12 protein-coding genes are annotated in these 14,615 nt (G+C 71.8%); 10 read left to right on the forward strand and 2 right to left on the reverse strand.

The genetic code is table 11. The features are described 5' to 3' along the window. Window positions 1–35: 35 nt before the first annotated feature. Window positions 36–1,643, reverse strand: a complete 1,608-nt coding sequence (locus tag EJG53_RS29695) for a glycoside hydrolase family 13 protein (protein WP_125047458.1) — start codon at window positions 1,641–1,643, stop codon at window positions 36–38. Window positions 1,644–1,997: 354 nt separating this feature from the next. On the opposite strand from EJG53_RS29695, the gene EJG53_RS29700 reads away from it, so the two are divergent. From EJG53_RS29700 to EJG53_RS29725, 6 genes are all read left to right on the forward strand, one after another. Beyond that, entirely contained in the window at window positions 1,998–3,263 is a 1,266-nt protein-coding gene (locus tag EJG53_RS29700; RefSeq protein ID WP_125047459.1) for an extracellular solute-binding protein, read from the forward strand. 14 nt (window positions 3,264–3,277) lie between these two features. Beyond that, entirely contained in the window at window positions 3,278–4,243 is a 966-nt protein-coding gene (locus EJG53_RS29705; protein ID WP_125049681.1) for a carbohydrate ABC transporter permease, read from the forward strand. Continuing rightward, window positions 4,243–5,082, forward strand: coding sequence for a sugar ABC transporter permease (locus tag EJG53_RS29710; RefSeq protein ID WP_125047460.1), 840 nt, complete (start codon window positions 4,243–4,245; stop codon window positions 5,080–5,082). The genes EJG53_RS29705 and EJG53_RS29710 overlap by 1 nt, the downstream gene beginning before the upstream one ends. 1 nt (window position 5,083) lies before the next feature. Then, on the forward strand, window positions 5,084–6,721 hold the full coding sequence (locus EJG53_RS29715; RefSeq protein WP_244955399.1) for a glycoside hydrolase family 13 protein: 1,638 nt from the start codon (window positions 5,084–5,086) through the stop codon (window positions 6,719–6,721). Between the two features lie 43 nt (window positions 6,722–6,764). Beyond that, window positions 6,765–7,796, forward strand: a complete 1,032-nt coding sequence (locus EJG53_RS29720) for a LacI family DNA-binding transcriptional regulator (RefSeq protein ID WP_125047461.1) — start codon at window positions 6,765–6,767, stop codon at window positions 7,794–7,796. A gap of 78 nt (window positions 7,797–7,874) precedes the next feature. Beyond that, window positions 7,875–8,531, forward strand: a complete 657-nt coding sequence (locus tag EJG53_RS29725) for a maltokinase N-terminal cap-like domain-containing protein (RefSeq protein ID WP_125047462.1) — start codon at window positions 7,875–7,877, stop codon at window positions 8,529–8,531. Between the two features lie 47 nt (window positions 8,532–8,578). Here EJG53_RS29725 and EJG53_RS29730 read toward each other — a convergent pair whose 3' ends face one another. Then, the gene (locus tag EJG53_RS29730) at window positions 8,579–9,130 is read right to left on the reverse strand and encodes an EF-hand domain-containing protein (RefSeq protein ID WP_125047463.1); all 552 of its coding nucleotides are present in this window, start codon (window positions 9,128–9,130) and stop codon (window positions 8,579–8,581) included. A gap of 247 nt (window positions 9,131–9,377) precedes the next feature. Here EJG53_RS29730 and EJG53_RS29735 point away from each other — a divergent pair, with 247 nt between their 5' ends. The 4 genes from EJG53_RS29735 (at window position 9,378) to pulA (ending at window position 14,548) form a co-directional block, all read left to right on the forward strand. Beyond that, the gene (locus tag EJG53_RS29735) at window positions 9,378–10,046 is read left to right on the forward strand and encodes a hypothetical protein (protein ID WP_125047464.1); all 669 of its coding nucleotides are present in this window, start codon (window positions 9,378–9,380) and stop codon (window positions 10,044–10,046) included. Window positions 10,047–10,052: 6 nt separating this feature from the next. Then, a complete protein-coding gene (locus tag EJG53_RS43425) occupies window positions 10,053–10,178 on the forward strand; it encodes a hypothetical protein (RefSeq protein WP_280526790.1) in 126 nt (41 codons plus the stop codon). Window positions 10,179–10,382: 204 nt separating this feature from the next. Beyond that, window positions 10,383–11,795: an alpha-amylase gene (locus EJG53_RS29740; RefSeq protein ID WP_125047465.1), complete on the forward strand. Its 1,413-nt coding sequence runs from the start codon at window positions 10,383–10,385 to the stop codon at window positions 11,793–11,795. Between the two features lie 113 nt (window positions 11,796–11,908). Continuing rightward, window positions 11,909–14,548 (forward strand): pullulanase-type alpha-1,6-glucosidase, encoded by a 2,640-nt coding sequence (pulA, locus tag EJG53_RS29745; RefSeq protein WP_167515189.1) that lies wholly within the window; start codon window positions 11,909–11,911, stop codon window positions 14,546–14,548. Window positions 14,549–14,615: the final 67 nt, after the last annotated feature.

The following is a 14,615-nucleotide window of genomic DNA, read 5'->3' on the forward strand; positions in this document are numbered from 1 at the left end:
CGCCGGACGGCCCGTTCGGTTCGCCGGGCCGCTCGTCAGAGGGCCCACCAGGTACAGGAGTCGCCCGGCAGGACGGCGGTGGCGCCGTCGTCGGTGACCGTCGCGGAGGAGAGCAGCAGCCGCCCGGGGCGGGGGAGTTCGACGGCGCGGCCCAGGGTGTTGAGGGTGCACAGCAGCTCCGTACGGCCCGCCCGGCCGGTACGGGTGAAGGCCAGCAGCCCGTCGGGGGCGTCGGCCCAGGCGAGGTCCCCGTCGCCGAGGCACGGGTGCGCGCGGCGGAGGGCGAGCGCCGCGCGGTACAGCTCCAGGGTGGAGGCCGGGTCGCCGGTCTGGGCCCGTACGGACAGGTCCTTCCAGGCGCGCGGCTGGGGCAGCCAACTGCCGCCGGGGCCGAAGCCGTACGCGGCCGAGTCGCCGTACCAGGGCAGCGGGACGCGGCAGCCGTCGCGGAAGCCGTCCTGGCCGTCGCCGCGGAAGAACGCGGGGTCCTGGCGGACCTCGTCGGGCAGGTCGGTGACCTCCGGCAGGCCCAGTTCCTCGCCCTGGTACAGGTAGGCCGAGCCGGGCAGCGCGAGCATCATGAGGGTGGCGGCGCGGGCCCGCTGCAGGCCGCCGAGGCGGGTCGTGTGCCGGACGACGTCGTGGTTGGACAGCACCCAGGACGTGGTGGCGCCGACCGAGGCGGTCGCGGCGAGGGAGGCGTCGACGACGGCGCGCAGCGAGGCGGCGGACCAGTCGGCGGTCAGGAACTGGAAGTTGAACGCCTGGTGGCACTCGTCGGGGCGGACGTACAGGGCGAGCCGTTCGGGGCTGGGGGCCCACGCCTCGGCGACGCCGATGCGCTCGCCGGGGTAGGAGTCCAGCAGGCGGCGCCAGGCGCGGTGGATCTCGTGGACGCCGTCCTGGTCGAAGAAGGGCAGCACCTGGCTGCCGATGAGCTTGGCCTGCTCCTTGCGGCCGATGTCGGGCAGGCCGGGTGCCTTGACCATGCCGTGGGCGACGTCGATGCGGAAGCCGTCCACGCCGAGGTCGAGCCAGAACCGCAGCACCGACTCGAACTCGGCGTGCACGTCCGGGTCGTCCCAGTTCAGGTCGGGCTGCTGCGGGGCGAACAGGTGCAGGTACCAGTCGCCGCGCTCGGTACGGGTCCAGGCGGGGCCGCCGAAGACCGACTCCCAGTCGTTGGGCGGCAGCTCGCCGGAGGCGCCCCGGCCGGGGCGGAAGAGGTAGCGCCGCCGGGCCAGTTCCGGGTCCTGGAACCAGGGGTGCTGGTCGGAGGTGTGGTTGGGCACGATGTCGACGATCACCCGCAGGCCCAGCGCGTGGGCGGCCCGTACGAGGTCGTCGGCGTCCTGGAGGCTGCCGAACAGCGGGTCGACGGAGCGGTAGTCGGCGACGTCGTAGCCGCCGTCGGCCTGCGGGGAGGCGTAGAACGGGGTGAGCCAGACGGCGTCCACGCCCAGGTCGCGCAGGTAGGGCAGGCGTTCGCGGGCGCCGCGCAGATCGCCGATGCCGTCTCCGTCGCAGTCGGCGAAGGAACGGACGTACACCTGGTAGATGACGGCGTCGCGCCACCAGCCGGGGCGCCCGCCGGGCTCCGCCGCCGCGCGGCCGGGGTCGGTCGAGGTCAGCTCCTGGGTCATCTGGCATCCCTGTTCGAGAGTGGGGCGATTCGGGGCAGAGCGTCCATGCATCGTCTTGCAGGGTCCAGGCATCGATCGACGGACGGTCGTCTACGGGCTCAACGCGCGGAGCACGGCGGGGTGACGGGCCCACGGGCGCTCGGAGCCCTGGTGAGCGGCCTGCTGACGCACGGCGGGCAGGGCGTGCGCGGGCGCCGCCCCCTGCAACACCTTCCTGTCCTCTTGCAGAAATTTGCCGCAAGGTCTTTCGAATTCATGACGGCGCTGTTACGTTCCTGTCCGCCATCACAGGCGTTCCGAACGGCCGGGCAAGGCGTTCCGACGCCATCTCGGGCGTTACCTTGAGGAGTTCACATGCGACGTGGCATGGCGACTACCGCGCTGGCCGCGGGTCTGGCACTGGCGGCGACGGCGTGCGGCAGCGGCGGCGGGGGCGACCAGCAGAGCGGGGGCGAGCTGTCGGGCACCGTGACCTTCTGGGACACCTCCAACGACGCCGAGAAGGCGACGTACAAGAAGCTGGCCGAGAGCTTCGAGAAGGAGCACCCGAAGGTCGACGTGAAGTACGTCAGCGTCGCCTTCGGCGAGGCCAACGCCAAGTTCAAGAACGCCGCGGGGGCCGGCGCGGGCGCCCCCGACGTGATGCGCACCGAGGTCGCCTGGGTCGCCGACTTCGCCAACCTCGGCTACCTCGCCCCGCTGGACGGCACCCCGGCCCTGGACGACACCGGCGACTACCTCCCGCAGGCCCTCGGCAGCACCAAGTTCAAGGACAAGACCTACGCCGTGCCGCAGGTCACCGACACCCTCGGCCTCTTCTACAACAAGCGGCTGCTCAAGCAGGCCGGTGTCGAGGTGCCCAAGACCTTCGCCGAGCTGACCGCCGCCGCCAAGCAGATCAAGGACAAGACCGGCGCCACCGCGCTCTACCTGCGCGGCGACGACCCGTACTGGTTCCTGCCGTACCTCTACGGCGAGGGCGGTGACCTGGTCGACGCCCGCGACAAGGTCGTGACGATCGACGACGACGCCGGCGTCAAGGCGTTCAAGGCCGTCAAGGACCTGGTCGACTCCAAGGCCGCGGTCACCGACGCCACCGACGGCCAGGAGAACCAGCTCAAGGCCCTCAAGGACGGCAGCGTCGCGATGGCGGTCAGCGGTCCGTGGGACATCGAGGGCGTCCGCGCGGGCAAGGAGTTCAAGGACAAGAAGAACCTGGGCGTCGCGCCGGTACCCGGCGGCAGCGCCTCCCAGGGCTCCCCGCAGGGCGGCTGGAACCTCTCCGTCTACGCGGGCTCGAAGAACCTCCAGGCGTCCTACGCGTTCGCCCGGTACATGAGCTCGGCGAAGATCCAGCAGCAGACCACCGAGCAGCTCAGCCTGCTGCCCACCCGCAAGTCCGTGTACACGCTGCCGTCCGTCAAGAACAACGAGATGGTCGGCTTCTTCAAGCCCGCCGTCGACAAGGCCGTCCAGCGCCCCTGGATCGCCGAGGGCAACGCCCTCTTCGAGCCGATCAAGGTGCAGATGAACAAGGTGCTCACCGGCTCCAGCACGCCCGAGCAGGCCGCCAAGGCCGTCGGCGACAGCTACCGCAAGATCCTCAAGGACTACAAGTGACGGACACCGCACGGATGCCCCGGACCCGGCGGAAGGAGGCCGCCGCCGCACCGCCGGGCCGGGTGCGCAGAGCCCTGGGCACCCACTGGTACGCCTGGACCATGGTCGCCCCGGTGGTGCTCGTCATCGGCGTCATCATCGGCTACCCCCTGGTCCGCGGCCTGTACCTGTCGCTGACGGACGCCAACGAGGCCAACGTCGAACGCAACATCGGCATGAACCACATCCCGGCCACCTACGAGTTCACCGGCCTGCACAACTACACCGAGATCCTCGGCGGCGACGTCTTCTGGGGCCGCCTCGGCTGGACCGTCGTGTGGACGGTGGCCTGCGTCGGCGTCACCTTCGCCATCGGCCTGGCCCTCGCCAACCTGCTCAACCGCACCCTGCGCGGCCGCACCTTCTACCGGCTGGCGCTGATCCTGCCCTGGGCCATCCCCGCCTTCGTCTCCGTCTTCACCTGGCGGCTGCTCTACAACGAGAAGAACGGCCTGCTGAACAAGCTGCTGGCGGGCGGCGGCATCGACGCGGTGCCGTGGCTGAACGACCCGACCTGGGCCAAGCTGTCGGTCATCGCCGTCAACGTGTGGCTGGGCGTACCGTTCATGCTCGTCGCGCTGCTCGGCGGTCTCCAGTCGATCCCGGGCGAGCTGTACGAAGCCGCGGAGATGGACGGCGCCAACGCCTGGCAGCGGTTCCGCAACATCACCCTGCCCGGGCTGCGCGGCGTGAGCAGCACCGTGATCCTGCTCTCCACCATCTGGACGTTCAACATGTTCCCGGTGATCTACCTGCTCACCCGGGGCGGGCCCGGCGACGCCACCGAGATCCTGGTGACGTACGCCTACCGGCTCTCCTTCGTCGACAGCCCGCGGGACTTCTCCGGCTCGGCCGCCTGGGGCGTGCTGATCCTGCTCCTGCTGTCCCTCATCGCGGTCGTCTACCGGCGCTCGCTCCGCAAGCAGGGAGAGGTGTGGTGATGGCCAAGTCCCTGCGCGACAGGCGCAGCCCGCTGGCCTCCGTGGGCCTGCACGCGACCCTCCTGGTCGCCGCCGTCGTCGCGGTCTTCCCGCCGCTGTGGCTGCTCGTGACGTCCTTCAAGCCGAAGAACGACGCCTTCTCCACCGAGCTGGTCACCCACTTCACCTTCGCCAACTACCGGCACGTCGTCGCCGACACCCAGTTCCTGACCTGGTTCGGCAACTCGCTGCTCGTCGTCGGCGTCACCACCCTCGTCGGCGTCTTCGTCGCGGCCACCACCGGCTACGCCGTCAGCCGCTTCCGGTTCCCCGGGATGCGCCCGCTGATGTGGCTGCTGCTGATCACGCAGATGTTCCCGGTCGCCGTCCTGATCGTGCCGCTGTACAACCTGATGGCGAGCCTGGGCCTGCTCAACCAGCCGGCCGGCCTGATCGTCACGTACCTGACCATCGCCGTCCCGTTCTGCGCCTGGATGATGAAGGGCTTCTTCGACACCATCCCGGTGGAGATCGACGAAGCCGGCCGCGTCGACGGCCTCAACCCCTTCGGCACCTTCTGGCGCCTGGTCCTGCCGCTGGCCCGCCCCGGCCTGGCCGTCACCGGCTTCTACACCTTCGTGACGGCCTGGGCCGAGGTCGCGTACGCCTCCGCGTTCATGACCGGGGAGGAGAACCTGACCCTCGCCGGCGGCCTGCAGACCTTCGTCAACCAGTACGTCAACGACTGGGGCTCGATGACCGCCGCCGCCGTGATCATCGCGGTCCCGGCCGGCCTGGTCTTCGCCTTCGCCCAGCGCCACCTCGTCGCCGGACTGACCTCCGGCACCACCAAGGGATGACATGACCGACCAGACCAACCGGCACCACGCCACCGGAGCGACCGCCGACGCCGCGGACGCGACCGCACCCGGGGCCACCCAGTGGTGGCGCGACGCGGTGATCTACCAGGTCTATCCGCGCAGCTTCGCCGACGGCAACGGCGACGGCATGGGCGACCTCCCGGGCATCCGCACCCGTCTGCCCTACCTCAAGGACCTGGGCGTCGACGCCGTCTGGCTCAGCCCGTTCTACTCCTCCCCGCAGGCCGACGCGGGCTACGACGTCGCCGACTACCGCGTCATCGACCCGGCCTTCGGCACCCTCGCCGACGCCGAAGCGGTGATCCGCGACGCCCACGGACTGGGCCTGCGCATCATCGTGGACGTCGTCCCCAACCACTGCTCCGACCAGCACGCCTGGTTCCGGCAGGCGTTGGACGAGGGCCCCGGCTCGACGCTCCGGGACCGCTTCCACTTCCGCAAGGGCCGCGGCGAGAACGGTGAACTCCCGCCCAACGACTGGGAGTCCGTCTTCGGCGGCCCCGCCTGGACCCGCGTCGCCGACGGCGAGTGGTACCTCCACCTGTTCGCCCCCGAGCAGCCCGACTTCAACTGGGACAGCCCGGCGGTCCAGGACGAGTTCCGTTCCATCCTGCGCTTCTGGCTCGACCTCGGCGTGGACGGCTTCCGCATCGACGTCGCCCACGGCCTGGTCAAGGCCCCGGGCCTGCCCGACATGGGCCGCACCGGCCAGCTCAAACTCCTCGGCAACCAGGTCCTGCCCTTCTTCGACCAGGACGGCGTCCACGAGATCTACCGCTCCTGGCGCCGCGTCCTGGACGAGTACGCGGGCGACCGCATCGGCGTGGCGGAAGCCTGGACCCCCAGCGCCGACCGCACCGCCCTCTACCTCCGCCCCGACGAACTCCACCAGGCGTTCAACTTCCACTACCTCAACACCGACTGGGACGCGGCAGCGCTGCGCACCGTCATCGACGCCTCCCTTGACGCGATGCGGCCCGTCGGCGCCCCCACCACCTGGGTCCTCTCCAACCATGACGTGGTCCGGCACGCCACCCGCCTCGGCGGCGGTGCCCGCCGCGCCCGCGCCGCCGCCCTCCTCATGCTCGCGCTCCCCGGCTCCGCCTATGTCTACCAGGGCGAGGAACTGGGCCTCCCCGAGGTCACCGACCTGCCCGACGAGGTCCGCCAGGACCCCGCGTTCTTCCGCGGCGACGGCCAGGACGGTCTGCGCGACGGCTGCCGCGTACCGATCCCGTGGTCCGGCGGCACCGCCCCGTACGGCTTCGGTACGGGCGGTAGCTGGCTCCCGCAGCCGCCGGAGTGGGCGGGGCTGAGCGTCGCCGCCCAGACCGGCGACCCGGCCTCCATGCTGGAGCTGTACCGTACGGCCCTCCGGCTGCGCCGCACCCACCCCGGGCTCGGGGCGGGCGACCAGGTCGAATGGCTGGACGCACCCGAGGGCGTGCTGGCCTTCCGCCGCCCCGGCGGCTTCGCCTGCACGGTCAACACGACCCCCGCCCCCGTACGCGCCCCCTCCCACCCCGACTGGCGGCCTCTCCTGTCCTCCGCCGAACTCCGCACCGTCGACGACGAACCGATCCTCCCGGCGGACACCGCCGTGTGGTGGGAAGCGTGACCGACCACCCCGACGCGCCGCCGGCCGGGGCACCGGCCCCCGGCTGGCGCACATCGCCGCGCAGGCGCGGGTCAGCGAGGCGACCGTCAGCCGGGTGCTGAACGGCAGGGCGGGCGTGGCCCGCGGCACCCGGCAGCGGGTGCTGGCCGCCCTCGACCTGCTCGGCGGCGAACGCCCGGTACGGCTGCGGCGCACCAGCGCCGGACTGGTCGGCCTGATCGTCCCCGAGCTGACCAACCCGATCTTCCCGGCCTTCGCCCAGCTCATCGAGCAGGCCCTCGCGGGCCACGGCTACACGCCCGTCCTGTGCACCCAGCTCCCCGGCGGCGCCACCGAGGACGAACTCGTCGAACAGTTGGAAGCCCGCGGCGTCACCGGGATCATCTTCCTCTCCGGCCTCCACTCCGACAGCACCACCGACCCCGCCCGCTACACCCGCCTCACCGACCGCGGCCTCCCGTACGTCCTCATCAACGGCTACCACGAGGACATCGCCGCCCCCTTCGTCTCCCCGGACGACCGGGCGGCCGCCCGCATGGCCGTACGCCACCTCGCCGAACTCGGCCACCGCACCATCGGCCTCGCGGTCGGCCCGGCCCGCTACGTACCGTCCCGCCGCAAGGCCGAAGGCTTCGCCGCGGCGTTGAGGGAGGAGTTCGGCCTCCGTGGGGCAGCGGCCGAACTGCTCACCCGTCACACCCTCTTCGGCGTCGAAGGCGGCCACGCGGCAGCCGTCTCCCTCCTGGACGCGGGCTGCACGGCGGTCGTCTGCGGCAGCGACCTGATGGCCCTCGGCGTCGTACGGGCGGCCCGCCAGCGCGGCCTCGACGTCCCCTCCCAGGTCTCCGTCGTCGGCTTCGACGACTCCCAGCTCATCGCCTTCACCGACCCGCCGCTGACGACCGTACGCCAGCCGGTACGGGCCATGGCCTCGGCAGCCGTGGACGCACTGATCGAGGAGATCCGCACCCGCGCGGACGGCGACGGACCGCCCGACCGCCACACGGAGTTCGTCTTCCAGCCGGAACTGGTCGTACGGGGATCGACCGCCCGGCTCCCGGAGACGGCGGGGTAGCGCGCGGGGCCGCTGATGGCAGGATGACCACCGCAACCACGCGATCAACGCCGCCACTTACGGGAAGGTGCCCAGGCCATGGCCGTCATCCACCAGACCACCCTCTCGCCCACCAAGCTGGAACTCCTCGCCCCCTGGCTCCCCGCCCAGCCCTGGTACGCGGGCGACGGGGCCGCCCCGGACCTGGCCAAGGCCGGCGGCTTCCGGCTGGACGACCCGGAGGGCGAGGTCGGCATGGAGTTCATGGTCGCCACCGACTCCTCCGGAGCCGAACCCGTCCACTACCACGTCCCGTTCACCTACCGGGGCGCACCGCTGCCCGGCGCGGACCACGCACTGATCGGCACCCTGGAGCACGGCGTACTCGGCAAGCGCTGGGTCTACGACGGCACCCACGACCCGGTCCTGGTGGCCCAGCTCTTCGCCCTCCTCACCGGCGAGACCGAGGCCCACGCCCAGAGCGTCAACGACGCCCTCGACCCCACCGTCCACGCGCGGCTCACCGGCACCGGCCACGGCACCGTACCGGGCCCCGCCGCGGTGACCCCGGCCCCGTCCGCCACCGACATCCTCGTCCGCTCCACCCGCCCCCTGCTCCTCCGCGTCCACCGCGTCCTGACACCGGGCGGGACCGACGGCGGGGCCACGCAGGGGCACATCAGCGCGACGTGGACCGGGCCGGCGGGGGAGCAGGTGCGCGGGGTGTTCTTGACGGTGCACGAGGCGTCGGACTGAGGTCCGCGGAGGCGCACGGAAGGGCGTGAAAGCCGGGTGGGCCGCCCTCACCCGCCGAGCGGCGAACCGAGCAGCCAGTTGCCCGGGGCGTCCGGGTCCGGGCTGAGGTAGAACTCCTCGATGGCCTTGCGGAACTCGGCGTGGCTGATGACGCCGTCGCCGTCGAGGTCGAGCCGCTGGAAGGCCGGGCCCGAGGTCTCCGGGGGGATGTGCAGCGCCTCGTACATCCGGACGTACTCGTCGGTGGTGAGCACGCCGTCGCGGTCGGTGTCGAGCGCCTGCATGAGGGCGTCGACTATTTGGAGCACGACGTGCTCGAAGGTCTTCGGGTCGGTGACGTGCGAGCGCATCAGGTCGATGAAGGGCCGGCGGCCCACCCGCCCTTCCTCGTCCGTGCCGCCCGCGTCGCGCAGAATCTCCCACCACCGGCCGAACGCCTCGCGCAGCGCGGCCCGGTTCTCGTGGTCCTCGGGGTGGGCCACCGCCATGAACAGCCCGGCCATCACCTCGAAGTCCTCGTGGGTGAGCCAGCCGTCCTCGGTGCGGTCGAACCAGTCGAAGAGAATGCTGAACTTGCGGTCGAAGGCGTCGGTCGCCATCGCACCCACCGTCCTTCCGCGGGGCGTCAGGGGCGCGTTCCATGCAACTGCGGGGGCGGGGCGCGGTCAACGACGGTTCGGGTCAGGTTGTCCGGGGTGGGGCGCACGGGGCGGCGTGGCGCTCCGCCGCTGGTGGCAGCCGTGTTAGCCGGGTGTTAGCGGAGCGCCAGCCGTGCGCTAGTGATCTCCGACAGAGTGGGTGATGTTCCGAGAGACACGACGTCACCGACTGCCCCGGGGGTTCTCCATGAGCGCCAGCACCACTGTCCGCACCGCTCGTCGCCGTACGCTGCGGGTCGCCGCCGCGGCCCTGGTCGCAGCGGCCGGCCTGTCCCTGACCGCCTGCTCCGGCGCGGACGCCACCGGCACGAAGGCCGCCGGGCGGACGGACATGGGCACGGTGGCCGAGTCCCGCCACGCGGGTCCGTCCGCCGGGTCGCAGGGGGCCGAAGCCAAGGCCGGCGCCGTGGGCGAGCAGGCCGCCCGGTCCAAGGCGGGCGCTCCGGTCCGTACCGTGCCCCTGGCGGACGGCATCAGCAAGGCGGAGATATACAAGCTCGGCGACCAGCACTACCGGGCCAAGATCGTCGCCCGTGGCGACATCCTCGCCACCCTGGAGACCAACCAGCGGGACGCCGGACTGGACGCCAACGACATGTTCGTCGTGCTGTCGCTGGACGGCACGGTGCACTCCTGGATGGGCGGCGGACACCAGGGGCCGGGCACCTTCAAGCTGGCGGGCGGCTGGACGGCCAAGGTCACCAAGGTCGGCGAACTGCACTACCGCGCGCAGATCCTCGGCAGGGGAGGCGTGGTGTACGGCACGGCCGACGCGAACCAGCAGGACGCCGGGGTCGTCGCCAACGGGGTGTACATCGTGCTCAGCAGCGGCGGTGTGATCAGCGCCCACGCGTAGCCGTCGGTGCTCGCCGGGGTGGTTCGGGACGTCGAGGACGAGGCGAAGGAACGTCCCGGCGCCCAGGCGAACGGGTACCACGAGGTGTGGTGCGACGACAGTGAGACGACCATGCCGATCTATTACCGCTGAGCGCTGACGCTCGGCTGAGAGAGTCCGCGCCCCGGCCTGACCAACCGGGGCGCGGACTTTCCGCGTTTCCGGTGGCGTCCCGCCGTGGCACCGGCACGGCGTAATGCCGTAACACCGTTGCAATCCCTTGCGCAAACTCTTGCAACAATCAACCACGGCGGATAGAACAACGGCTGAAGACCTCCCACCCCCTCAGGAGGAACCATGGCCCCCACCCGCCGCAGGCGTCCCGCGCGCAGACCCGTGGCCGCCGCGCTCGCGCTCCTCTCCGGCGCCGTGGCGGCCGTCCTCGCCCCGCCGCCGCAGCCCGCGCACGCGGCGCCGCCCGGGGCGAAGGACGTGACCGCCGAACTCTTCGAGTGGCGCTACGAGTCCGTAGCGAAGGAGTGCACGACCACGCTGGGGCCCGCCGGTTACGGCTACGTGGAGGTGTCCCCGGCCACCGAGCACATCCAGGGCGGGCAGTGGTGGACCTCGTACCAGCCCGTCAGCTACAGGATCGCCGGGCGGCTCGGTGACCGGACGGCCTTCAAGAAGATGGTGGACACCTGCCACGCCGCCGGGGTCAAGGTGGTCGCGGACGCGGTGATCAACCACATGTCGGCCGGGTCGGGAACCGGCACCGGCGGCTCGCCGTACACGAAGTACGACTACCCGGGCACCTACCAGCGCCAGGACATGGACGACTGCACCGGGCCGGTCACGGACTACCGCGACCGCTGGAACGTGCAGCACTGCGAGCTGGTCGGCCTGGCGGACCTGGACACCGGCGAGCCGTACGTCCGGTCCCGGATCGCCGCGTACCTGAACGACCTGCTGTCCCTCGGCGTGGACGGGTTGCGGATCGACGCGGCCAAGCACATGCCGGCGGACGACCTCGCCGCGATCAAGCGGCAGATGAAGAACCCTTCCGTCCACTGGAAGCAGGAAGCGATATACGGGGAGGGTGAAGCCGTCTCCCCGGCCGAGTACCTGGGGACCGGCGACGTACAGGAATTCCGGTACGGCCGCGACCTCAAGCGCGTCTTCCAGAACGAGAAACTGGCCTACCTGAAGAACTTCGGCGAGGGCTGGGCGTACCTGCCCTCCGCGCGGTCCGGTGTCTTCGTCGACAACTGGGACACCGAGCGCAACGGCTCCACGCTCAGCTACAAGAACGGCGCGGACTACACCCTCGCCAACGTCTTCATGCTGGCCTGGCCGTACGGAGCGCCCGACGTCCACTCGGGGTACGAGTTCTCCGACCACGATGCGGGGCCGCCCAACGGGGGCACCGTAAAAGCCTGCTGGCAGGACGGCTGGAAGTGCCAGCACAACTGGCCCGAGATCCGCAGCATGGTCGCCTTCCGCAACGCGACCCACGGCACGGCCGTCACCCACTGGTGGGACAACGGCAACGACGCCATCGCCTTCGGACGCGGCGACAAGGGCTACGCCGTGGTCAACCACGAGGGCAGCGCGCTGACCCGCACGTTCCAGACCGGGCTGCCGGCCGGCACGTACTGCGACGTACAGAGCCGCAGGCCGGTGACGGTGGGCGGCGACGGGCGTTTCACCGCCACGGTGGCCTCGAACACGGCGCTGGCGCTGCACGTCGGCGCGCGTAGCTGCGGCTGACTCGCGCCAAAGGCCCCGAGGCCAGAGGCCAGAGACCCGGCGCCCGAGGTGGTGGGCCGGGGCACCCCCCCGGCCCACCGCGCACGTTCCGAACGTCCTGAAGGAGTCCTTACGTGAGGCGCACCCTCCGCCGTACCGTCGCAGCCGTGGCCATGGCCCTGTGCGCGGCGGTCCTGCCCGCCCCGCTCCCCGCGAACGCCGCACCGCCACCGGCTCCCGCCACGGCGGCGGCCCAGTGGATCGACCGCGACACCGTGGTCTGGAAGGACGCCCGGCGGGCTGACGCCCAACTGGAGTTCGGGACGGAAGGGGAGGGGCCGGGGATACGGCGGATACGGCTCACGCCCAGCGCCCTGACCCCGGACGAGCAGGCCGCGTACCCGCACCTGCGGAACTTCCCGGCGTTCGCCGTCGACCCGCGGGACCGGAAGTTCACCCGCACCGCGCTGCGCGACCGGCTCGTCGCCGTCCAGCCGGACACCGACGGGCGGCGCGTCAGCACCGGCGTCCAGGTCCCCGGCGTACTGGACGACCTGTACGCCCCGGCCGCGGCCGGGACGCCGCTCGGCCCGGTCTTCCGGCGCGGCCGCCCCACCCTCTCCGTCTGGGCGCCGACCGCCCGCACCGTCGCCCTCGAACTCGACGGCCGTACGGTCCCGATGCGGCGGGACGACGCGAGCGGCGTCTGGCAGGCGCGGGGCACGCGCGGCTGGGCGGGCAAGCCGTACCGGTACGTCGTCACCGTCTGGGCGCCCACCGCCGGCCGCTTCGTCACGAACAAGGTCACCGACCCGTACGCGACCGCCCTGACCACCGACTCCACCCGCAGCCTCGTCGTCGACCTCGCCGACCCGCGCCTCGCGCCGAAGGGGTGGGACCGGCTCAAGAAGCCCGCCGCGGTGCCGCTGCACCGGGCCCGCATCCAGGAACTGCACATCCGCGACTTCTCCGTCGAGGACCGCACCTCGCGCCACCCCGGCCAGTACCTCGCCTTCACCGACCGCCGCTCGGACGGTATGCGGCACCTCAAGGCCCTCGCGGAAGCCGGCACCTCGTACGTCCATCTCTTGCCCGCGTTCGACATCGCGACCATCCCGGAACGGCGCTCCGACCAGGCCCGCCCGGACTGCGACCTGGCGGCGCTGCCCGCCGACTCCGAGCGGCAGCAGGAGTGCGTCGGCAAGACCGCCGCCCGCGACGCGTACAACTGGGGGTACGACCCGTTCCACTACACCGTGCCGGAGGGCTCGTACGCCTCCGACCCCGACTCGCCACGGTCCCGGACCGGCGAATTCCGCCGCATGGTGCAGGGCCTGAACGGGGCCGGACTGCGCACCGTCATGGACGTCGTCTACAACCACACCGCCGCGAGCGGGCAGGACCCGCTGTCCGTACTGGACCGGATCGTGCCCGGCTACTACCACCGGCTGCTGGACGACGGCTCCGTGGCGACCTCCACCTGCTGCGCCAACACCGCGCCCGAGCACACGATGATGGGCCGGCTCGTCGTCGACTCGATCGTCACCTGGGCCCGGCAGTACAAGATCGACGGCTTCCGGTTCGACCTGATGGGACACCACCCGAAGGCCAACATCCTCGCCGTACGCAAGGCCCTGGACGCGCTGACCCCCGCCAAGGACGGCGTGGACGGCAAGGCGATCGTCCTCTACGGGGAGGGCTGGAACTTCGGGGAGGTCGCGAACGACGCGCGCTTCGTGCAGGCCACCCAGCGGAACATGGCGGGCACCGGGATCGCCACCTTCAACGACCGCGCCCGCGACGCCGTACGCGGCGGCGGCCCCTTCGACGCGGACCCGCGCGTCCAGGGCTTCGCCTCCGGCCTCCACACGGACCCCAACACCTCACCCGCCAACGGCACTCCGGCCGAACAGCGCGCGCGCCTGCTCCACTACCAGGACCTGCTCAAGGTCGGCCTCACCGGCAACCTCGCCGACTACACCTTCACCGACACCTCCGGCCGTACGGTGAAGGGCTCGCAGGTCGACTACAACGGCAGCCCGGCCGGGTACGCTGCCGCCCCCGGCGACGCCCTCGCCTACGCCGACGCCCACGACAACGAGACGCTCTACGACGCCCTCGCCTACAAACTCCCGCCGGGCACCCCGGCCGCCGACCGCGCCCGTATGCAGGTCGTCGCCCTGGCCACCGCCGCGCTCTCCCAGGGCCCGGCCCTCTCCCAGGCCGGAACGGACCTGCTCCGCTCCAAGTCCCTGGACCGCAACTCCTTCGAGAGCGGCGACTGGTTCAACGCCCTGCACTGGAACTGCCGGGACGGCAACGGCTTCGGACGCGGACTGCCGCCCGCCGCCGACAACAAGGACAAGTGGCCGTACGCCCGGCCCCTGCTCGCCGACCCCGCCCTGCGCCCCGGCTGCCGGCAGATCACCGCCGCCTCCGCCGCCTACCGCGACCTGCTCCGCATCCACGCCACCGAACCGGCCTTCGGGCTGACCAGCACCGACGCCGTACAGGCCGCCCTGTCCTTCCCGCTGTCGGGTACGGAGGAGACACCCGGCGTCGTGACCATGCGGCTCGGCGAGCTGGTCGTGGTCTTCAACGCGACGCCGCAGCGGCAGCTCCAGCGCCTGCCGTCACTCGCGGGACAGCGGTACGGCCTGCACCGCGTGCAGGCGCGCGGCGCGGACCCGGTGGTGAAGACGGCCTCGTACGAGAAGCGGACGGGGACGTTCGGCGTCCCGGCGCGGACGGTCGCGGTGTTCGCCGCGCGGTGAACGGCCGCCCCACGGGTGGCCGCTGTCCGCCGCGTCATGGGGCCGTCCATGGGCCGCCCTGCCCATG

It is taken from the genome of Streptomyces chrestomyceticus JCM 4735 (genome assembly GCF_003865135.1).
GTDB lineage: Bacteria > Actinomycetota > Actinomycetes > Streptomycetales > Streptomycetaceae > Streptomyces > Streptomyces chrestomyceticus.

Excerpts from the sequence above, each read along its gene's own strand:
- EJG53_RS29695 (WP_125047458.1), bottom strand. The coding sequence starts at position 1,643 with ATGACCCAGGAGCTGACCTCGACCGACCCCGGCCGCGCGGCGGCGGAG.
- EJG53_RS29700 (WP_125047459.1), top strand. The coding sequence starts at position 1,998 with ATGCGACGTGGCATGGCGACTACCGCGCTGGCCGCGGGTCTGGCACTG.
- EJG53_RS29705 (WP_125049681.1), top strand. The coding sequence starts at position 3,278 with ATGCCCCGGACCCGGCGGAAGGAGGCCGCCGCCGCACCGCCGGGCCGG.
- EJG53_RS29710 (WP_125047460.1), top strand. The coding sequence starts at position 4,243 with ATGGCCAAGTCCCTGCGCGACAGGCGCAGCCCGCTGGCCTCCGTGGGC.
- EJG53_RS29715 (WP_244955399.1), top strand. The coding sequence starts at position 5,084 with ATGACCGACCAGACCAACCGGCACCACGCCACCGGAGCGACCGCCGAC.
- EJG53_RS29725 (WP_125047462.1), top strand. The coding sequence starts at position 7,875 with ATGGCCGTCATCCACCAGACCACCCTCTCGCCCACCAAGCTGGAACTC.
- EJG53_RS29730 (WP_125047463.1), bottom strand. The coding sequence starts at position 9,130 with ATGGCGACCGACGCCTTCGACCGCAAGTTCAGCATTCTCTTCGACTGG.
- EJG53_RS29735 (WP_125047464.1), top strand. The coding sequence starts at position 9,378 with ATGAGCGCCAGCACCACTGTCCGCACCGCTCGTCGCCGTACGCTGCGG.
- EJG53_RS29740 (WP_125047465.1), top strand. The coding sequence starts at position 10,383 with ATGGCCCCCACCCGCCGCAGGCGTCCCGCGCGCAGACCCGTGGCCGCC.